At 60.7% G+C, this 20286-nt stretch carries 20 protein-coding genes; 7 read left to right on the top strand and 13 right to left on the bottom strand.

The window, feature by feature from the left end:
- Nucleotides 1–25: 25 nt before the first annotated feature.
- The gene (locus tag K0H48_RS22315) at nt 26–802 is read right to left on the bottom strand and encodes an amino acid ABC transporter substrate-binding protein (protein ID WP_219269213.1); all 777 of its coding nucleotides are present in this window, start codon (nt 800–802) and stop codon (nt 26–28) included.
- A 133-nt stretch (nt 803–935) separates the two neighbouring features.
- Here K0H48_RS22315 and dnaX point away from each other — a divergent pair, with 133 nt between their 5' ends.
- The 5 genes from dnaX (at nt 936) to K0H48_RS22290 (ending at nt 6608) form a co-directional block, all read left to right on the top strand.
- Nucleotides 936–3008 carry a DNA polymerase III subunit gamma/tau gene (gene dnaX, locus K0H48_RS22310; RefSeq protein WP_219269211.1) on the top strand — a complete coding sequence of 691 codons (2073 nt, stop codon included), beginning with the start codon at nt 936–938 and terminating at the stop codon, nt 3006–3008.
- Nucleotides 3009–3054: 46 nt separating this feature from the next.
- On the top strand, nt 3055–3393 hold the full coding sequence (locus K0H48_RS22305) for a YbaB/EbfC family nucleoid-associated protein (RefSeq protein WP_219269210.1): 339 nt from the start codon (nt 3055–3057) through the stop codon (nt 3391–3393).
- Between the two features lie 181 nt (nt 3394–3574).
- The gene (locus K0H48_RS22300; RefSeq protein ID WP_138814377.1) at nt 3575–4609 is read left to right on the top strand and encodes an NADP-dependent oxidoreductase; all 1035 of its coding nucleotides are present in this window, start codon (nt 3575–3577) and stop codon (nt 4607–4609) included.
- Between the two features lie 66 nt (nt 4610–4675).
- A complete protein-coding gene (recR, locus tag K0H48_RS22295) occupies nt 4676–5278 on the top strand; it encodes a recombination mediator RecR (protein ID WP_017134798.1) in 603 nt (200 codons plus the stop codon).
- Between the two features lie 181 nt (nt 5279–5459).
- Nucleotides 5460–6608, top strand: a complete 1149-nt coding sequence (locus tag K0H48_RS22290) for an acyl-CoA dehydrogenase family protein (RefSeq protein WP_219269207.1) — start codon at nt 5460–5462, stop codon at nt 6606–6608.
- A gap of 110 nt (nt 6609–6718) precedes the next feature.
- Here K0H48_RS22290 and K0H48_RS22285 read toward each other — a convergent pair whose 3' ends face one another.
- Entirely contained in the window at nt 6719–7267 is a 549-nt protein-coding gene (locus K0H48_RS22285; protein WP_138814379.1) for an adenine phosphoribosyltransferase, read from the bottom strand.
- An 81-nt stretch (nt 7268–7348) separates the two neighbouring features.
- Nucleotides 7349–8083, bottom strand: a complete 735-nt coding sequence (fnr, locus tag K0H48_RS22280; RefSeq protein ID WP_056861531.1) for a fumarate/nitrate reduction transcriptional regulator Fnr — start codon at nt 8081–8083, stop codon at nt 7349–7351.
- A 153-nt stretch (nt 8084–8236) separates the two neighbouring features.
- On the opposite strand from fnr, the gene K0H48_RS22275 reads away from it, so the two are divergent.
- Nucleotides 8237–8710, top strand: coding sequence for a hypothetical protein (locus K0H48_RS22275; RefSeq protein ID WP_219269205.1), 474 nt, complete (start codon nt 8237–8239; stop codon nt 8708–8710).
- Nucleotides 8711–8716: 6 nt separating this feature from the next.
- Here the strand turns inward: K0H48_RS22275 and hemN are convergent, their stop codons facing one another.
- From hemN to ccoG, 6 genes are all read right to left on the bottom strand, one after another.
- Nucleotides 8717–10099 carry an oxygen-independent coproporphyrinogen III oxidase gene (gene hemN, locus K0H48_RS22270; protein ID WP_219269203.1) on the bottom strand — a complete coding sequence of 461 codons (1383 nt, stop codon included), beginning with the start codon at nt 10097–10099 and terminating at the stop codon, nt 8717–8719.
- Between the two features lie 103 nt (nt 10100–10202).
- The gene (locus tag K0H48_RS22265) at nt 10203–10886 is read right to left on the bottom strand and encodes a sulfite exporter TauE/SafE family protein (protein WP_219269201.1); all 684 of its coding nucleotides are present in this window, start codon (nt 10884–10886) and stop codon (nt 10203–10205) included.
- Nucleotides 10879–11091 carry a cbb3-type cytochrome oxidase assembly protein CcoS gene (ccoS, locus tag K0H48_RS22260; protein WP_017134806.1) on the bottom strand — a complete coding sequence of 71 codons (213 nt, stop codon included), beginning with the start codon at nt 11089–11091 and terminating at the stop codon, nt 10879–10881. The genes K0H48_RS22265 and ccoS overlap by 8 nt, the downstream gene beginning before the upstream one ends.
- A 22-nt stretch (nt 11092–11113) precedes the next feature.
- On the bottom strand, nt 11114–13564 hold the full coding sequence (locus K0H48_RS22255) for a heavy metal translocating P-type ATPase (RefSeq protein WP_219269200.1): 2451 nt from the start codon (nt 13562–13564) through the stop codon (nt 11114–11116).
- A 124-nt stretch (nt 13565–13688) separates the two neighbouring features.
- A complete protein-coding gene (locus K0H48_RS22250) occupies nt 13689–14228 on the bottom strand; it encodes a FixH family protein (RefSeq protein ID WP_056861526.1) in 540 nt (179 codons plus the stop codon).
- Between the two features lie 17 nt (nt 14229–14245).
- Complete coding sequence (gene ccoG / locus K0H48_RS22245; RefSeq protein WP_219269198.1) at nt 14246–15673, bottom strand: cytochrome c oxidase accessory protein CcoG; 1428 nt, start codon at nt 15671–15673, stop codon at nt 14246–14248.
- Between the two features lie 588 nt (nt 15674–16261).
- Between ccoG and K0H48_RS22240 the strand changes: the two genes are divergently transcribed.
- The gene (locus K0H48_RS22240) at nt 16262–16735 is read left to right on the top strand and encodes a hypothetical protein (protein ID WP_219269196.1); all 474 of its coding nucleotides are present in this window, start codon (nt 16262–16264) and stop codon (nt 16733–16735) included.
- A 169-nt stretch (nt 16736–16904) separates the two neighbouring features.
- Here K0H48_RS22240 and ccoP read toward each other — a convergent pair whose 3' ends face one another.
- Genes ccoP through ccoN form a run of 4 tightly spaced genes read right to left on the bottom strand, consistent with a single transcriptional unit; the run spans nt 16905 to nt 20120 of the window.
- Nucleotides 16905–17882: a cytochrome-c oxidase, cbb3-type subunit III gene (ccoP, locus tag K0H48_RS22235; protein ID WP_219269195.1), complete on the bottom strand. Its 978-nt coding sequence runs from the start codon at nt 17880–17882 to the stop codon at nt 16905–16907.
- Nucleotides 17879–18064, bottom strand: a complete 186-nt coding sequence (locus tag K0H48_RS22230; RefSeq protein ID WP_005790274.1) for a CcoQ/FixQ family Cbb3-type cytochrome c oxidase assembly chaperone — start codon at nt 18062–18064, stop codon at nt 17879–17881. The genes ccoP and K0H48_RS22230 overlap by 4 nt, the downstream gene beginning before the upstream one ends.
- 5 nt (nt 18065–18069) lie before the next feature.
- Nucleotides 18070–18678, bottom strand: coding sequence for a cytochrome-c oxidase, cbb3-type subunit II (ccoO, locus tag K0H48_RS22225; RefSeq protein WP_056861521.1), 609 nt, complete (start codon nt 18676–18678; stop codon nt 18070–18072).
- A complete protein-coding gene (ccoN, locus tag K0H48_RS22220) occupies nt 18678–20120 on the bottom strand; it encodes a cytochrome-c oxidase, cbb3-type subunit I (RefSeq protein WP_219269193.1) in 1443 nt (480 codons plus the stop codon). The genes ccoO and ccoN overlap by 1 nt, the downstream gene beginning before the upstream one ends.
- Nucleotides 20121–20286: the final 166 nt, after the last annotated feature.

Here is a 20286-nt window from a genome sequence, read left to right as displayed (position 1 = left end):
GAGCCCAGTCTAGGGGGTAGCCTTGTCAGTTCTTGTCAGGAGTGTTCTTGTAAGGAGCCTGCAGCGGTCGCGCATTTTCCCCGGTGTAGAGTTTGATCAGGTCGTCGATCTCGCCCGACATTTTCATCCTCAGCAGCGTGCGCAAGATCCGTTGCACCGGCACGTCAGGGTCATTACGCACGATGCAGCCCAGGCTTTGTTCGTCGATCACCGCGACCTTATGCAGCCGCAGGTTTTCGGGCAGCTTCAGGTTGAAACGGTCCAGGGTCCATTCGTTGATCACGGCGTATTCGAAACGCGCGGCCACCAGCTTATGCAGCACTAACTCTTCGCTGCGCGAATCGTCGCGAGTCAGTTGGCCACTGGCGAACAGCGGTTCGAGCACGGCATAATGGTAGTTGAGCACCGTGCCAATGGCCTGCGGTGCCAATTTGGCCACCTGAACCGGCAGGGCGTGAGCACTGACCAGCACATTGCGTTGCACCATCAAGGGCACGCTCCAGGTGTAATCGCCGGACAGGTTGCCGACCCAATCCTGGGCGACATAGCAGCGCACATCGACCTCGGCGCGGGCCATCGCGCCGGCCAGACGTGCCCGCGCCAACACGTGGAACTCGGCTGGCCGCCCGACCTGGGTGGCCAGGCTCAACATCAAGTCATACAAAATGCCCTGGGTGGGCTGGCCGCCCTCTATCTGGGCCATGGGCATTGCCCAGCTGTCGGAAACCGAAAAACGCAACGGCGCGGGCGCCGCAAGGCTGACTACGGAAATCATCCATAAAGCGCCCAGGACTACGCGCATACACTCTCCGGGTTCAGGCCTTTGTGGGGCCATTCAGGAGAGCTTAGTCAGATTAGACGAGCGTGCCGGATGCAATTTCCCCCTTGCTCCGCTAGCATTACCGGCTTCCGCTTCCCAGTTGCGACGGTTTTCGATGAGTTATCAGGTTCTTGCACGTAAATGGCGTCCGCGCTCGTTCCGCGAAATGGTTGGCCAGACCCATGTGCTCAAGGCTCTGATCAATGCCTTGGACAGCCAACGGCTGCACCACGCCTACCTGTTCACCGGTACTCGGGGGGTGGGCAAGACCACTATCGCGCGCATTATTGCCAAGTGCCTTAACTGTGAAACCGGCATCACGTCGACACCCTGCGGCACCTGTTCGGTATGCCGCGAGATCGACGAAGGGCGTTTTGTCGACCTGATCGAGATCGACGCCGCGAGCCGCACCAAGGTCGAAGATACCCGCGAGCTGCTCGACAACGTGCAGTACGCGCCGAGCCGTGGGCGCTTCAAGGTCTACCTGATCGACGAAGTGCACATGCTTTCCAGCCATTCCTTCAACGCGCTGTTGAAGACCCTGGAAGAGCCGCCGCCCTACGTTAAGTTCATCCTGGCCACCACCGACCCGCAGAAACTTCCTGCAACGATTTTGTCGCGGTGCCTGCAGTTCTCCCTGAAAAACATGACGCCTGAGCGCGTGGTCGAGCATTTGACCCATGTGCTCGGCGTCGAGAACGTGCCGTTCGAAGACGACGCTTTGTGGCTGCTCGGCCGTGCCGCTGACGGTTCGATGCGTGACGCCATGAGCCTCACCGACCAGGCCATCGCCTTTGGTGAAGGGAAGGTCATGGCCGCAGATGTGCGCGCCATGCTTGGCACTCTGGACCACGGCCAAGTGTTCGACGTGTTGCACGCGCTGATCGAAGGTGACGCCAAGGCGTTGCTCGAAGCCGTGCGCCACTTGTCTGAGCAAGGCCCGGACTGGAACGGCGTGCTCTCGGAAATCCTCAATGTGCTGCACCGCGTGGCCATCGCCCAGGCGTTGCCCGAAGGTGTCGACAACGGCCATGGCGACCGCGACCGCGTGTTGGCGCTGGCCCAGGCGTTGCCGGCCGAAGATGTGCAGTTTTATTACCAGATGGGCCTGATCGGTCGCCGGGATCTGCCCCTGGCGCCGGACCCGCGCGGTGGCTTTGAAATGGTTTTGCTGCGGATGCTGGCCTTCCGGCCCGCCGACTCGGCAGACGCACCGAGACAGCCGCTAAAGCCAGTGGGGATCAGCCAGGCCACAGTTGATTCCGCCAAACCAGTGGCTGGTGCGGCGGCAGTCGCGCCAGTAGTTGCTGCACCTGAACCTGCGCCAGTTGCTCCGGCGCCAGAACCAGTGGTTGCCGCGCCGGTGGTCGAACCTGCGCCCGTGGTTGAGCCTGAACCTGCTCCCGCGCCGGTGGTTGACCTTCCTTGGAACGATCCGGTCGACGCTGAACCTGAGCCTGAAGTCGAGCAAGTACCTGCCGTGGAGCCCGTGCTGGAAACCACCGGCGAGCAGCCCGAACTGACGCCGATGCCCACGCCGACTCCGGACAGCGCGGTTCCGGACGCGCCGGAATGGGTGTCGGCACCGGTTCCCGAGCCGACTGTCGCGCAGGTAGACGCGGCCACGCCGGGTATCGACCTTGATGACGAGCCGCCGCTGGACGAAGATTACATCGAGCCGGACATGGACTCGGCCTACAGCTACCTGGACGACTTGGCCAGCGAGCACACCGCCGAGCCGGCCCCCGAGCCCGAAGCGGAACCCGCTGCCGCCCCGGCCACCGGCCTGGCGTTGCAATGGTTGGAATTGTTTCCGAAATTGCCAATCTCCGGCATGACCGGCAGCATCGCCGCCAACTGTACCTTGATCTCCATCGAGGGCGACCACTGGCTGTTGCACCTGGACCCGGCCCACAGCGCCCTGTTCAACGCCACCCAGCAACGCCGACTCAACGATGCGCTCAACCAGTACCATGAACGCACGTTGACCATCGCCATCGAACTGATCAAGCCCGAGCAGGAAACCCCGGCCCAGGCGGCGACTCGTAAGCGCATCAACCGTCAGCGTGAGGCTGAAGACTCGATCCATGGCGATCCGCTCATCCAACAGTTGATGCAACAGTTCGGTGCGGTGGTGCGTCACGATACTATTGAACCTGTCGAAGCCCCGGTGCCCCAAGCGTCATAAAACCGGGCTACTAATTGATTGATCTACGTACTTTGAGGTGATTCCCATGATGAAAGGTGGCATGGCCGGCCTGATGAAGCAGGCGCAGCAGATGCAGGAAAAGATGGCCAAGATGCAGGAAGAACTGGCCAACGCCGAAGTCACCGGTAAAGCCGGTGGCGATATGGTCAGCGTGGTGATGACCGGTCGTCACGACATCAAGCGTGTGAGCATCGACCCAAGCGTATTGCCTGGTGTCGGCGAAGATGACCTGGAAATGCTCGAAGCGCTGTTCGCCTCGGCCGTCAACGACGCCGTGCGCAAGATCGAAGCCAACAGCCAGGAAAAAATGGGTGGCGTCACCGCCGGCATGCAACTGCCGCCGGGCATGAAGCTGCCGTTCTGATCGTGCAGCGTTAGCTAGACTCAAATGCCAGGCATCGCGCCTGGCATTTTTGTTTGTGCTGTGATCGTTCCCACGCTCTGCGTGGGAATGCCGCCCCAAGACGCTGCGCGTCTAATATGAACCCTGGCATGGCACGCAGGGTCTGCACCCTATACCGAAAGATTCGTTAAAGGAGCCCCTCATGCCTCAAGAGCCCATTCTTAACCAACGCATTGTCTTGGTCTCGCGCCCGCAAGGCGCACCCACGCCGGAAAACTTTCGCCTGGAACGCGTGAACCTGCCGGAATTGGCTGATGGCCAGGTGTTGCTCAAAACCCTGTACCTGTCCCTCGACCCCTACATGCGTGGACGCATGAGTGATGCGCCGTCCTACGCAGCTCCGGTGGAAATCGACGAAGTGATGACCGGTGGTGCTGTCAGCCGTATCGAGCAATCGCGTAACCCGAAGTTCGGTGTAGGTGACCTGGTAGTAGGTTCCACCGGCTGGCAGAGCCATAGCATATCCGACGGGCACAACCTGATCCCGGTGCCCAAAGGCCTGGCCAGCCCCTCGATGGCATTGGGCGTCTTGGGCATGCCCGGCATGACCGCCTACATGGGCCTGATGGACATTGGCCAGCCCCAGGCCGGGGAAACCCTGGTAGTGGCGGCTGCCTCTGGCGCGGTGGGCTCGGTGGTCGGGCAGGTGGCCAAGCTCAAGGGTTTGCGCGTGGTGGGTATTGCCGGCGGTGCGGACAAGTGCCGTTATGTGGTCGATGAGCTGGGCTTTGACGCCTGTATCGACCACAAGAGCGCCGATTTTGCCCATGAGCTGGCGTTGGCCTGTTTCAAAGGCGTGGACATCTACTTTGAAAACGTCGGCGGCAAAGTCTTCGATGCCGTGCTGCCGCTGCTCAACCCCAAGGCGCGCATTCCGCTGTGCGGCCTGATCGCCGGCTACAACGCCCATGAAGCCCCCAGCGGGCCTGATCGGCTGCCGGCACTGCAACGCACCTTGTTGACCAAGCGCGTGCGCATCCAGGGCTTTATCGTGTTCGACGACTACGGCGATCGCCAGCCCGAATTCCTCAGCGCCATGGCGCCGTGGGTGCGCGACGGCAAGATCAAGTTCCGCGAAGACGTGGTCGACGGCCTGGAACAGGCACCCGAAGCCTTTATCGGTTTGCTCGAGGGGCGCAACTTCGGCAAGTTGGTGGTGCGCGTCGCGCAGGATTGAGCATTTGACGCTAATCCGAGGCGCGGGTATAAACCGCGTCTCGTTGTTTTGTCGGACCCTTCGCCCATGAGCTTCAGCCCCCTGATTCGCCAACTGATCGACGCCCTGCGCACTTTGCCGGGCGTGGGCCAGAAAACCGCCCAGCGTATGGCTCTGCAACTGCTGGAGCGTGATCGCAGCGGCGGCACGCGGTTGGCCCAGGCCTTGAGCCAGGCCATGACCGGCGTCGGCCACTGCCGCCAGTGCCGCACCCTCACCGAAGAAGACCTGTGCCCGCAATGCGCCGACCCACGTCGCGACGACACCTTGCTGTGCGTCGTTGAAGGGCCGATGGACGTGTATGCCGTGGAGCAGACCGGCTATCGCGGGCGCTACTTCGTGCTCAAGGGGCACCTTTCGCCGCTCGATGGCTTGGGCCCGGAAGCCATCGGCATCCCGCAACTGGTGACACGCATTGAAGAGCAGGGCACGTTTACCGAGGTGATCCTGGCGACTAACCCAACGGTGGAGGGCGAGGCGACCGCGCATTACATCGCCCAGTTGCTGACCAACAAGGGTTTGATCACCTCGCGTATTGCCCATGGCGTGCCGTTGGGTGGCGAGCTGGAATTGGTGGATGGCGGCACGCTGGCGCACTCGTTTGCCGGTCGCAAGCCGATCGCGCTTTAAACAACCACACAGTTCAAAATGTGGGAGCGGGCTTGCTCGCGAATGCGGTGGATCAATCTGTGACTGACACTCCGCATTCGCGAGCAAGCCCGCTCCCACAGTGGTTTTGTGTTGCCACGGATATGTTGATAACCAAGCAAGCGCTTGGTAAGTTCTCTCCACCTCACCGTGGAGCTTGCCGATGTCTGCCTATCAGGACTACTTCGACCCCAGCCACCAATTGGTCCGCGACAGCGTGCGCCGTTTTGTCGAGCGCGAAATGTTGCCGGGCATCGAGCAATGGGAGGAGGCTGAGAGCTTTCCCCGCGAGCTGTACCTCAAGGCGGGCGCAGCAGGGATCCTGGGCATCGGCTACCCCGAAAGCCTGGGCGGCAGCCACGAAGGCGACCTGTTCGCCAAGGTCGCCGCCAGCGAAGAGCTGATGCGTTGCGGTTCTGGTGGCGTGGTAGCGGGCCTGGGTTCGCTGGATATTGGCCTGCCGCCGGTCGTCAAATGGGCGCGCCCCGAGGTGCGTGAGCGGGTTGCGCCGCAAGTGCTGGCCGGTGAGAAGATCATCGCCTTGGCCGTCACCGAACCCGGTGGCGGCTCCGATGTGGCCAACCTGCAAACCCGCGCCATTCGCGATGGCGACTATTACCGCGTCAGCGGCAGCAAAACCTTTATCACCAGCGGCATTCGCGCCGACTTCTACACGGTGGCCGTGCGCACCGGCGGGCCGGGTTTTGGCGGCATCAGCCTGTTGCTGATCGAAAAACACACGCCCGGCTTCACCGTCGGCCAGCCGCTGAAGAAAATGGGCTGGTGGGCGTCGGACACGGCTGAATTGTTCTTCGACGATTGCCGCGTGCCGGTAGGCAACTTGATCGGCGTCGAGAACATGGGCTTCGCCTGCATCATGGGTAACTTCCAGAGTGAACGCCTGGCGCTGGCGCTGATGGCGAACATGACCGCGCAGCTCGCCCTGGAAGAAAGCCTCAAGTGGGCGAGCCAGCGTGAAGCTTTCGGCAAACCCATCGGCAAATTCCAGGTGCTCAAGCATCGATTGGCGGAAATGGCTACGTCAGTGGAAGTCTCCCGCGAGTTTACCTACCGCCAGGCGGCGAAGATGGCGGCCGGCAAGAGTGTGATCAAGGAGATTTCCATGGCCAAGAACCTGGCCACTGATACGGCTGATCGGGTGACCTATGACGCGGTACAGATCCTGGGTGGGCAGGGCTATATGCGAGGCAGCCTGGTGGAGCGGCTGTATCGGGATAACCGCATTCTGTCTATCGGCGGTGGCACCCGTGAGGTGATGAACGAAATCATCAGCAAGCAGATGGGGTTGTGATGTGGGGTGTCCTTGAGGGCCTCTTCGCGAGCAAGCCCGCTCCCACACTTGGAATGCATTTCAAAATGTGGGAGCGGGCTTGCTCGCGAAGGCGTCAGTACTGACAACCCTTATCTCTCGGTCAACCCAAACTGCGTCAGGCAAAACGTCGGAATGCCCATATCCTGCAGGCGCTGCGAACCACCCAGCTCCGGCAGGTCAATAATCGCCGCCGCTTCGAAGATCTTCGCGCCCATGCGCCGTACCAGGTTTGCCGCCGCAATCAAGGTGCCGCCGGTGGCGATCAGGTCATCGAACATCAGCACCGAGTCGCCGTCACACAGGCTGTCGGCGTGCACTTCGAGAAAGGCTTCGCCGTATTCGGTCTGGTAGCCCTCAGCCAGCACGTCAGCCGGCAGCTTGCCCTGTTTGCGGAACAGGATCAGCGGTTTGTTCAACTGGTAGGCGATGATCGAACCGATCAGGAAGCCACGGGCATCCATCGCGCCGATGTGGGTAAAGTCGGCCTCGACATAACGCTGGGCAAAACTGTCGGCCACCAGGCGCAGGGCGCGGGGCGATTGGAACAACGGAGTGATGTCACGAAAGATCACCCCAGGCTTGGGGAAGTCGATGACGGGGCGGATCAGGGATTTGATGTCGAACGAATCGAAGGTCATCGTCGAAGAGTCCTGGGAGCGGAAAACGGACTCGAAGTATACCTGCGGCCTTGCCGATTGGCGCGGCCGCAAGCGTCTGCCTCAGACTTCCAGCGAGCCTCCGGCCAGTGCGCACAGCTGGATCGGGTCGAGGATATGCACTTCCTTGCCTTCGGCGGCAATCAGCTCGTTTTGCTGGAAACGGGTAAACACACGGGATACGGTTTCCACCGCCAGGCCCAGGTAATTGCCGATTTCGTTGCGCGACATGCTCAGGCGGAACTGGTTGGCCGAGAAGCCACGGGCACGGAAACGTGCCGACAGGTTGACCAAAAACGTGGCAATGCGCTCGTCGGCGGTTTTCTTCGACAGCAGCAACATCATCTGTTGGTCGTCACGGATCTCGCGGCTCATCACCCGCATCAACTGGCGGCGCAGTTGCGGCAGTTGCAGGGCCAATTCATCCAGGCGCTCGAAGGGGATTTCGCACACCGAGGTCGTCTCCAGGGCCTGGGCCGACACCGGGTGAATCTCGGTGTCCATGCCGGACAACCCGACCAGCTCGCTGGGCAGGTGGAAGCCGGTGATCTGCTCTTCGCCGCCGTCGCTAAGGCTGAAGGTCTTCAACGCGCCTGAACGTACTGCATAAACGGAATCGAACTTGTCGCCCTGGCGAAACAGAAACTCGCCTTTTTTCAGCGGACGACCGCGTTTAACAATTTCGTCCAGCGCTTCCATGTCTTCCAAATTCAACGAAAGTGGCAGGCAGAGGGGGGCCAGGCTGCAATCCTTGCAGTGAGCCTGGCTGTGAGCGCGCAGTTTAACTGGCTCGGACATTTCTTAAATCCTTGTGGGAAAACACACATAAGACGTAAGGGTAACGCACCGGGGGACTGTGAGGCCAGCGTGTACAAAAAAGCAGCAAAGATATAAAGCTTTTTGTATCGGGGTCGATACAAGATCACAACTCAATAACCGTGGACCAGAGCCATGTCTTCCATCATGGGTGTCAATCCTTCAAGTATTCGTATTCCTGCTGCGCCACAACCCCAAAAGGACGCGGTGGCAGACAACACCAACAGCGCTTCGACACCGCAGGTTGATTCCGCGGCGGTCGAAGGTGTGGCGGTTACAATTTCCGGCGCGGCGATGAAAGCTGCGGCGGATGAGAAAACCTCCAACAGCGATATCGACGACAGCGGCCTGGCGGATAACGTCAAGAATCTGCTGAAGATGATTCGTGAGATCAAAAAGCAGATTGCCGAGAAGCAGGCTGAGATGGCTGCGCTGATGGCAGATAAAAACCTCAGCCCTGATCAGATGCGAGCCCGCCTCTCCGGTCTGCAAAGTGCGTTGAGCGCCTTACAAGCCAGCTTGGTTGGCATGCAGACGTCTTTGACTAAGGCGATGAAAGACATGAGCGCGAGCGACGCAGCTAAGACCGCTGCCCTGGCAATGAAGTAGCTGCCCTTAGATCACCCGCGAGAATCGCTGCCTGTTCTGGTGCTCCAGGTAGGCATCGAACACCATGCACACCGAGCGCACGAGCAAGCGCCCGGCGGGCAATACGCGAATGCCGTGTGCATCCAGTTCGATCAGGCCGTCGGCGGCCATTGTCTCCAGCTGTGGCCAGAGTTCGTCGAAATAGCCGCGAAAATCGATGTTAAAGGCCTGTTCGATCCGCTCGAATGCCAGGCTGAAATTGCAGATCAGCTGCTGAATCACTTCCCGCCGTAAACGATCGTCCGTGGTGCATACCAAGCCACGGCTGGTAGCCAGTTGCGCGCCGGCCAGGGCGTTCTGATAGTGATTGAGGTCGCTGCTGTTCTGGCAATACAGGTCGCCGATCTGGCTGATCGCCGACACACCCAGCCCAATCAAATCGCAATGCCCGTGGGTGGTATAGCCCTGGAAGTTACGCTGCAGCGTGCCTTCTTCCTGGGCCACGGCCAGTTCGTCATCCGGCAGGGCAAAGTGGTCCATGCCGATGTAGCGGTAGCCCGCGCGGGTCAGTTGTTCGATGGTGGTTTGCAGCATCAGCAGTTTTTCTGCCGGTGAGGGCAACTCGTCGCTGTTGATGCGCCGCTGCGGCATAAAGCGCTCGGGCAGGTGCGCGTAGTTGAATACCGACAGGCGATCCGGTTGCAGGTTGATCACTTCTTCGACGGTGCGCGCAAAATTCAGCGGCGATTGCTTGGGCAGACCGTAGATCAGGTCGATATTGATCGAGCGAAATTGCAGGGTACGCGCCGCATCGATCACTGCGCGGGTTTCTTCCAGGCTTTGCAGGCGGTTGACCGCACGCTGCACCTCGGGGTCCAGGTCCTGCAGGCCGATGCTCACGCGGTTAAAGCCCAGTTCACGCAGCAGCCCCATGGTCGCCCAGTCGGCTTCGCGCGGGTCGATTTCGATGCCGTAGTCGCCAGAATCGTCATCGAGCAAGTTGAAGTGCTGGCGCAGGCGCGTCATCACTTGGCGCAGTTCGTCGTGGCTGAGAAAGGTCGGCGTGCCGCCGCCGAAGTGCAGTTGCTCCACGGGCTGTTTCGGGTCCAGGTGGCAGGCCACCAACTGGATTTCCTGCTCCAGGCGTTGCAGGTAGGCCTGGGCACGGCCACGGTCCTTGGTGATGACCTTGTTGCAGGCGCAGTAGTAGCAGATGTTCGCGCAAAACGGCACATGCACATACAGCGACAAGGGCCGTACGGCCTTGCGGCTGTCGCGCAGGGCGTGGAGCAGGTCGAAGGTGCCGACCTGGCTGTCGAATTGTACGGCGGTGGGGTAGGACGTGTAGCGCGGCCCCGCCAAGTCGTAGCGGTGAATCAGATCTGTGTCCCAACGAATGGCGTCGAGCATGCGGGCGGTCCCCCGGATTGGCTAGTGGGCCGAGTCTAGGGGCGCGCCGCCGGTGCCATCTTGATTTGCATCAACGGGGAGCGGCGCTATGCCACATGGCGATTTAATGGCCCATTAGCCAGTGTTGATGCGGGCCTGGCAACGTCCAGACGCCGAAGAGCATAACCAGCACGCCACCGGCCACACGCACGCTGCGTTTGCGCAGCACCGCAGTGACACGTTCCGCCGCCAAGCCAGTAGCCAGCAGTACAGGCCAAGTTCCAAGCCCGAAGGCCAGCATCAGCACTGCACTGTCCAGCGCATTACCCTGGCTCGCCGCCCACAGCAGCGTGCTGTAGACCAACCCGCACGGCAACCAGCCCCACAGCGCGCCCAGCAGTAATGCGCGTGGCAGGCTGGACACCGGCAGCAAACGGTTGGCGACCGGCTGTATGTAGCGCCACAGGCCGCGCCCGAGGCTTTCGATACGGGTGAGGCCGCTCCACCAACCGGCCAGGTACAAGCCCATGCTGATCAGCAACAACCCGGCGAGCACGCGCATAAACATCGCCGCCGGGCTGTTGGCCACCGCCCAGCCGGCCAGGCCGATCAATAACCCGGCAGCGGCGTAGCTGAGGATACGCCCCAGGTTGTAGGCGAGCAGCAGGCGAAAACGGCGGCTGCGTTGTTCTTTGGGGATTGCCAGGGTCAGCGCGCCCATCAGCCCGCCGCACATGCCCAGGCAATGGCCGCCGCCCAAGAGCCCGAGGATCAAGGCCGAGACCAGCAGTGGCGCCAGCTCAAGCATGGGGCGGGTCTTTGGGCGGTTGCTCGGCCCGGTTGGCTTCGTCGACGCCCGCCAGGTGGTTCGGGTCCTGATCGTCGAACAGCACGCTGTGGGCCGGGCCGTCGAGGTCGTCGTACTGGCCGCTGTCCACCGCCCAGAAGAAAATGTAAATGGCCACGCCCACTAACAGCAGCGCCGCCGGAATCATCACGTAGAGAGCTGGCATCTGTACTCCAGGCCCGCGCGGCTCAAGCCGGCAGCGGGCGGGTGACTAAGGTGGCACTGCTAACCTGCGGGCTCGGCAGGCGGGTCAGGCGCAAGGCGTTGAGCACCACGGTCAACGAGCTGAGCGACATGCCGATCGCGGCCCAGATCGGGGTGATCCAACCGAGGGCGGCAAACGGCAGCATAAGGCCATTGTACAGCCCGGCCCACAGCAGGTTTTCAAGGATAACTCGGCGGGTGCGTCGCGCCAGGGTAAATGCCTGCACCAATGCATCCAGGCGGTTGGACAACAGCACGGCATCGGCGCTGGTTTTTGCCAGGTCGGTGGCCGAACCCATCGCCACGCTGATATCGGCGGCGGCGAGCACCGGCACATCGTTGACGCCGTCGCCGAGCATCAGCACCTTGCGGCCTTGCTGGTGCAATTGTTGCAGCACCTGCAGTTTGTCGTCGGGGCGCAAGCCGCCTTTGGCCTCGTCGATGCCAAGCTCCAGCGCGACACTGGCGACCATCGGCGAGCTGTCGCCCGACAGCAGCAGCGTGCGCCAGCCTCGCGCTTTGCACGCAGCCAGCAGGGCGGGCGCATCGCTGCGCAGGCGGTCGTCCAGCACGAACCAGGCGAGGGCGCCGTTACCGTCGCCCAGCAGCAGCCATTGGCCTGCTTCGTGCGGCGAAGCGGGAATTGCGCAGCCGCTCAATTGGCACACAAAGCCAGGCTGGCCGATGCGCAATTGGCGCTCGCCCACACGACCTTCCAGGCCCAGGCCCGGGAAGCTCAGGACTTCCTCGGCGGCCAGCGGCGCACGCCCGAAGGCACGGGCAATCGGGTGTTCGGAGCGGTTTTCCAGCGCGGCGGCGAGGCCCAGGCAATCATCGCTGTTCAGTGCGCTCAACGGGCGGATGGCACGCACGGCCAGGCGGCCTTCGGTGAGGGTGCCGGTCTTGTCGAAAATCACCGTGTCGATCTGGTTCAGGCCTTCCAGCACATGGCCGCGGGTCAGCAGCAACCCGAGTTTGTGCAGCGTGCCGGTGGCAGCGGTGAGGGCGGTCGGTGTGGCCAGGGACAACGCGCAGGGGCAGGTTGCCACCAGCATCGCCAACACAATCCAGAACGCCCGTGACGCGTCCAGCTCCCACCACAGCAGGCCGATCAGCGCGGCCGCGATCAGCGAGCACAGCAGAAACCACTGGGCAGCGCGGTCGGCGATTTGCGCCAGGCGCGGTTTCTCGGCCTGGGCCCGTTCCAGCAGGCGCACGATGGCAGACAGGCGGGTGTCATGCCCCAAGGCGCGCACTTCGACGCTCAGCGCACCTTCGACGTTGAGTGTGCCGGCGGTGACCGCATCGCCGACGTTGCGCGGCTGCGGCAGGTATTCGCCGGTGAGCAGGGATTCATCAATGCTCGACTGGCCGTCGAGAATCACTCCGTCGGCCGGCAGCACGGCGCCTGGATGCACCAGTACGCGGTCGCCCACGGCCAATTCGCTGAGCAGGATGCGCTCGCTCTGATTGTCACCTTTAAGCCGTAAGCACGAAGCCGGCAACAGGTTGACCAACTGCGCGGTGGCGGCGGCGGTGCGCTCCCGCGCCCGGCGCTCCAGATAGCGCCCGGCGAGCAGGAACAGCGCGAACATACCCACCGCGTCGAAGTACAGCTCGCCGGTACCGGTGATGGCCGTCCAGATACCCGCCAGGTACGCGCCGCCAATCGCCAGGGACACCGACACATCCATAGTCAGGTGGCGCGTGCGCAGGTCGCGCAGGGCGCCTTTGAAGAACGGCGCACAGCTGTAGAACACGATGGGCGTGGTCAGAAACATCGCCACCCAGCGCAGGATCACGTGCAACTCCGGGCTCAGGTCGATATTGAATTCCGGCCAGGTCGCCATGGTCGCCATCATCGCCTGGAACCACAGCAACCCTGCCACGCCCAGTTGGCGCAAGGCCCGGCGGTTTTCGCTGGCCAGTTGCTCGGCGGCGCGATCGGCCTGGTAAGGGTGGGCGGCATAGCCGATATGGCGCAGCTCGCTGAGCACCTGGCTCAGCGGCAATTGCCCGTCGGCCCAGCGCACGTGCAGGCGGTGATTGGACAGGTTCAGTCGCGCCTCGGCGACGGCGGGCAGGCTGCACAAGTGTTTCTCGATCAGCCAGCCACAGGCGGCGCAGCTGATGCCTTCCATCAGCAGAGTGGTTTCAGCCAGCTCGCCCTCGTGGCGCACAAAGGGTTGTTGCACGTCGGCGCGGTCGTACAGCGCCAGTTCGTCGACGAGTTGCACCGGCAACGCCTCAGGGTTGGCCGAGGCTTCGCTGCGGTGCTGGTAATAGCTTTGCAACCCACCGGCTACAATCGCTTCGGCCACTGCCTGGCAGCCTGGGCAGCACAGTTCGCGGCGCGCGCCGAGGATTTCGGTGGTAAACCGGCTGCCGGGCGGGACGGGCAGGGCGCAGTGGTAGCAGGGGGTTGGGCTGGTCATGGTTCAATTCCACAGATCGTTCCCACGCTCTGCGTGGGAACGCCTCGCTGGACGCTCCGCGTCCGCTTTTGTGACGCAGAGCGTCACGGGCTGCATTACCACGCGGAGCGTGGGAACGATCAAGCTACTTTTTCAGGTCTTCGGCACCCTGCAATGGTTCATCACCCAGCAGCAAGTCCTTGTCGTGGCTGACCTCTTCTTCTTCGAACAGGCGCCAGGTCTTGTCGCCCTCCACGCCGAGCAATTCCACGAAGCGCCGGCCCTCTACCTTGTCGGTGACCTGGCCGATGTAGCGGCCGGGTTCGCTGTCGCTGCGGGTCAGGTTGATCTTGCGGTCTTTCTCCGGCTGGGTCGGGGAAATCAGGTTCAGTTCCAGAGTGTTCGGGTTGCTGTAGCCGGTCAGTTGCAGTTCGACTTCACCGGTGAGCTCGTCCAGGTGCAGCTTGCCGCGCAGTTGCAGGGTCTGGGCCAGCCGCTCACGGTCCAGGGAGCGGTTGATGCCTTTGCCGGCCTCGTAATAGTTGTCGTTGACCAGGTTGTCCGGGTTCTTCACCGCAATGGTCACCATGGACAAGGTCAAGGTCACCGAGCAGGCCAGGATCCCAATAATGATCCAGGGCCAGAGGTGCTTGTACCAAGGGCTTGCGGCAGTAGCTGCGGGCATTGTCGTGCTCTCTTTTATTAGCGGACTTGTGGGCCGATGAATCGGCTCTTGGCTTCAATGTGGACGCTGTCGTCATCGGCATCCCTGAGTATGAATTTCACCTCGTTGGTGCTCGATGGCAGTTGCTCAGGGGCGCTGGACAGCTCTACCGGCATGGTGAAGATGTCCCCGGCGGCGACCTTGATCTCGCGCCGGCCTTGCAGCTTGAGGTCGGGCAAGCCCGAGGCGTCAAGCACGTAAGTGTGGTCGCGCTGGTCCTTGTTCATGATCTTCAGGCTGTAGACGTTTTCGATGCGGCCTTCGGCGTTTTCGCGGTAGAGCACGCGGTCTTTGCTGACGTCGAAGCCCACCAGCGAGCGCATGAAAAATGCACCGGCCAACAGACCGATCATCGCCAGCAGCACCAAGGCATAACCGATCAGGCGCGGGCGCAGCTTATGGGTTTTCTGCCCGGAAAGGTTGTGCTCGGTGGTGTAGCTGATCAGGCCGCGTGGGTAGTCCATCTTGTCCATGATGTTGTCGCAGGCGTCGATACAGGCGGCGCAGCCGATGCACTCGATTTGCAGGCCGTCACGGATGTCGATGCCAGTAGGGCACACCTGCACGCACATCGTGCAATCGATGCAATCGCCCAGGCCCTGAGCCTTGTAGTCGATGCCCTTTTTGCGTGGGCCACGCACTTCGCCACGGCGCGGGTCGTAGGACACGATCAGGGTGTCTTTGTCGAACATCACGCTCTGAAAACGTGCATACGGGCACATGTAGATGCACACCTGTTCGCGCAACCAGCCGGCGTTGCCGTAGGTAGCCAGGGTGAAAAAACCGACCCAGAAATACGACCAGCCATCGGCCTGGCCAGTGAAGAAGTCGAACACCAGTTCGCGGATGGGCGAGAAGTAGCCGACGAAGGTCATGCCGGTGACAAAGCCGATCAGCAGCCACAGTGTGTGCTTGCTGAATTTGCGCAGGAATTTGTTCGCGCCCATCGGCGCTTTGTCGAGCTTGATGCGCTGGTTGCGGTCGCCTTCGGTGACCTTTTCGCACCACATGAAGATCCACGTCCACACGCTTTGCGGGCAGGTATAACCGCACCACACGCGCCCGGCGTACACGGTGATAAAGAACAGGCCAAAGGCCGCAACAATAAGAATGCCCGAGAGCAGGATGAAATCCTGGGGCCAGAAGGTCGCGCCAAAAATGAAGAATTTACGTTCCGGCAGGTTCCACCACACCGCTTGGTGGCCACCCCAGTTCAGCCACACGGTGCCGAAGTAGAGCAGGAACAAACCGGCGCCGCCGAGCATGCGCAAGTTGCGGAACAAGCCGGTGAAGGCGCGGGTGTAGATTTTCTCGCGCGAGGCGTAGAGGTCGACAGTCTTGGTGTCAGAGCTGCTCGCGTTTTTGGCAGGCGGGGTAACGTCATGTACCGGTATCTGGTTGCTCATCATTGCATCCCACGGCGGTGGAGATTTGCCTCGGCCAGTACGTGCCAACCGGGGTCAAATTGGGGGTGTTGCAGTGGCGTAATGATACGCCTCTAGTACAGCTGAACAGGTGCGACCTTTGGTCGCGTTGGGGGAAATCAATTGATGGTGTACGTGATCTGGATCAATTGACTTGGGAAGTATGGCCGGTTTTTGTGGGTAGGCAGGTCATTCGTCCTTTGGATCGGTCAGTGGGGGACCGTTGAATCTGACGTCGCTGGCGTACGGGTGACGACGTAAAGCCTATGCCTCAATGCTCGGGTGGCAATCAGCGCGTCACGTTCATTGACTGAATCGGTTATGTGTTTTTTTGTTGTGCGATTTATAAAGAATTAGCACATGAAGTGCAAAGTATTCCCGCTAGGATAATAGTCGGTCGGTAAGCGGTAAATATATATTTTATTTATATATTCAATGTTGATCTGCGTAATAGGGCGGCTGAGAGTAAACGTGTAATTTTGTTTTTCTGGGCGGAACTGTTGGATGCTTTTTGCGAATAATCAGATATCTGCGCAAGGTCGCAGATCTCTTTTTATGTTGAGGTGAAAAATGACTGCTATTACTCCATATTCGCACGGATTTCCGTGCACACTTCCATGGTCACGCCCAGGTAAAATTCCAAGTAGGCCGCCAGCACCCGTTGAGACTCGTGCCGCTGCAGAGCTGAGGGCGGCGATAAATTTGGCGCATGACTTTGAAATATTCGAAGATCCCAAGTTGCCCGGGAGCATTACACTCAAGTCGCTCTGGGCCGTGGCCACCGGCGAGAAACCGGGGGTGTCAAAAGCGCATCAAGCATTAGCCAAGAAAATGTTTATGCTGCCAGGCTTCCTCATTAAGCTGGATGTTATAAATGGGTCGTCCCCAACGCTTTATGATAAGTCTGATGGTGTGATCAAGCGCGCCAATATAGAAAGTTTTATAGGCTCGCACCCATTGCGTCTGACTGCGCCCGCACCGGTAAATTCACGGCCTCATTGCGGCGGAGCACAAGAACACAATTCATGCAAGCCGAAATATTGAAAGATTGGAGTTCTACTAAAGTGCCAAACCGCTCCAGTGTTGATGTTGAATAAATAGGCGGCGCATTGATGTCGCGAAAAAGTTGCAGCGGGCGATGTGCCTGACTTGCTGCTTATGCATGAAAAAGCCTCGCCAACGAAAAGTGGCGGGGCTTTTTTATCTGTCAACTTTACTGCGGATCAGGTGTTTTTTCCCCATGGGATAAACTGTAAACATACGCCGCCAGCAAGTGCACCTTGTCATTGCCTTGCAGCAACTCCTGCGCCGGCATCTGGCCCTGACGGCCATAACGAATGGTCTGCTGCAGTTGCGCGAAGCTTGAGCCGTAGATGAATGCGCCAGGGTGAGTCAGGTCTGGCGCGCCCATTGCTGGCGTGCCTTTACCGGCCGGGCCGTGGCAGGCCACGCAGTTGGCGGCGAAGAGTTTCGCGCCGTTGGCCACATCGGCCTTGGTGCCTTCCGGCAGTTTGCGGCCATCGAGGTTGGTCACCACAAAGCCCGCGACGTCGGCCACGCCTTGCTCGCCAATGACCTCGGCCCAGGCCGGCATCACCGCGTGGCGGCCTTTCATGATCGTCTCTTTGATGGTGGCCGGCTCGCCGCCCCAGCGCCAGTCGGCGTCGGTCAGGTTGGGAAAGCCGTAGGCGCCCTTGGCGTCGGAGCCGTGGCACACCGAGCAGTTGGAGGCGAACAAACGGCCGCCCATCTTCAAGGCTTGCGGGTCTTTGGCGACTTCCTCAATCGGCATTGCGGCGAATTTGGCAAAGATCGGGCCGAACTTGGCGTCCGACTTGGCCATCTCCTTTTCCCATTCGTGTACGCCGGTCCAGCCGGTCTGGCCGTTGGCGAAGGGCGTTTGCTTGTCGTTGTCGAGGTAGTTGTAGCCCGGCAACAGGCCTTTCCAGTTGCCCAGGCCGGGGTACAGCGCCAGGTAGCCGAGGGCAAAAATGATGGTGCCGACGAACAGCATGAACCACCACTTGGGCAGTGGGTTGTCGTACTCCTCGATACCGTCGAACGAGTGGCCGACGGTCTCGTCCGTCTGTTCGGTGCGCTGGCCCTTGCGGGTCGACAGCAGCAGCCAGGTCAGGGCGAAGATGGTACCCAGACTGAGGACTGTGACGTACAGACTCCAGAACGTAGTCATTCTTTGTTACTCCTAGAAGCTTGCTCGACGTGCTTGATGGCCTCGGGATCATCTGCAAAGGGCAGCATGGTCGCGTCGTCAAACTCCGACTTGCGGCGTGGGCTGAACACCCACAGCGCCAGGCCGACAAAGGCCACCATCACCACAACGGTGCCCAGGCCACGAATCATCCCGATATCCATGAAGATCACCGTTTGCTTTTGATGATGGTGCCAAGGCCTTGCAGGTAGGCCACCAATGCGTCCATTTCGGTCTTGCCCTTCACGGCAGCGGCTGCACCGGCGATGTCTTCATCGGTGTAGGGCACGCCCAGGGTGCGCAAGACTTCGAGCTTCTTGGCGGTGTCCTTGCCGTCGAGCTTGTTTTCCACCAGGAACGGGTACGCCGGCATTTTCGACTCAGGCACTACGTTGCGCGGGTTGTACAGGTGCGCGCGCTGCCAGTCATCGGAGTAGCGTCCGCCGACACGGGCGAGGTCCGGGCCGGTACGTTTGGAACCCCACAGGAACGGGTGGTCCCACACGCTTTCACCGGCCACCGAGTAGTGGCCGTAACGTTCGGTTTCGGCGCGGAACGGGCGGATCATCTGCGAGTGACAACCCACACAGCCGTTGGCGATGTAGACATCGCGGCCTTCCACTTCAAGGGCGGTGCGCGGCTTCATGCCTTCGACCGGCTTGTTGGTCACGTCCTGGAAAAACAACGGAACGATCTGGGTCAGGCCGCCGATACTCACGGCGATGACCATGAAGAAGGCCAGCAGGCCGATATTCTTCTCGACTACTTCATGCTTCATCAGTGAGCTCCCACAACGGCGATCTTGGCGGCGGCTTCGGCTTCTACCGGGTCGGAGGCACGCACGGTGCGCCAGACGTTGTAGGCCATCAGGAACATGCCGGAGGCAAAGAATGCACCGCCCAGGGCGCGCACGATGTAACCCGGATGGCTGGCTTGCAGCGCTTCGACGAAGGAGTAGGTGAGGGTGCCGTCATCGTTGATGGCGCGCCACATCAGGCCCTGGGTGATGCCGTTGACCCACATCGAGGCGATGTAGAGCACGGTGCCGATGGTGGCCAGCCAGAAGTGCGCGTTGATCAGCCCGACACTGTGCATCTGCACACGGCCGAACAGTTTGGGGATCATGTGGTACAGCGCGCCGATGGAGATCATCGCCACCCAGCCGAGCGCGCCGGCGTGTACGTGGCCGATGGTCCAGTCGGTGTAGTGGGACAGCGAGTTGACCGTCTTGATGGCCATCATCGGGCCTTCGAAGGTCGACATGCCGTAGAACGCCAGCGATACCACCAGAAAGCGCAGGATCGGGTCGGTGCGCAATTTATGCCAGGCGCCTGACAGCGTCATCATGCCGTTGATCATGCCGCCCCAGCTGGGTGCCAGCAGGATGATCGACATGGCCATGCCCAACGACTGCGCCCAGTCCGGCAACGCGGTGTAGTGCAGGTGGTGGGGACCTGCCCAGATGTACAGGGTGATCAGCGCCCAGAAGTGCACGATGGACAGGCGATACGAGTAGATCGGGCGTTCGGCCTGCTTGGGCACGAAGTAGTACATCATCCCCAGGAAACCGGTGGTGAGGAAGAACCCTACAGCGTTGTGGCCGTACCACCACTGGATCATCGCGTCGGTTGCCCCGGCATAGGCCGAGTAGGACTTGAACCAGCTCACCGGCAAGGATGCGTGGTTGACGATGTGCAGCATCGCCGTCACCAGGATGAAGGCACCGTAGAACCAGTTGCCCACATAGATGTGCTTGGTCTTGCGCTTGACGATGGTGCCAAAGAACACCACGGCATAGGTCACCCAGACGATGGCGAGCAAAATCGCGATCGGCCATTCCAGCTCGGCGTATTCCTTGGTGGTGGTGTAGCCCAGCGGCAGGGTGATGATGGCGCCGAGGATCACGGCTTGCCAGCCCCAGAAGGTGAAGGCGGCGAGGCCATCGGAGATCAGTCGCGTCTGGCAGGTTCGCTGCACGACATAGTAGGAAGTGGCAAATAACGCACAACCACCGAAGGCGAAAATCACCAGGTTGGTGTGCAGCGGGCGCAGGCGGCCGAAGGTCGTCCATGGCAAGCCGAAATTCAACTCCGGCCACACCAGTTGCGAGGCGATAAACACCCCGAGCCCCATGCCAAGGATCCCCCAGACCACCGTCATCATGGCGAACTGGCGGACGACCTTATAGTTATAAGCAGTCGGACTGATTGCTGTGCTCATTCTAAGGTTCCACGGTTTAGGTTTTTTTATAGGTAAAATCGGCCGCAAGTATGTAGAAAGCGAGGGGCCATTGCAACGCAATGACTGACCTGTATCAATGCGTTCCGAGCCAGATTCTGCGCCCTTTCCATGTTTTGCGTAGGGACAAAATCGGAAATGGAAAGCT

The sequence above is a fragment of the Pseudomonas sp. Xaverov 259 genome (genome assembly GCF_019352915.1).
Lineage (GTDB): Bacteria > Pseudomonadota > Gammaproteobacteria > Pseudomonadales > Pseudomonadaceae > Aquipseudomonas.
This window is presented reverse-complemented; position numbering and strand designations above follow the sequence as displayed.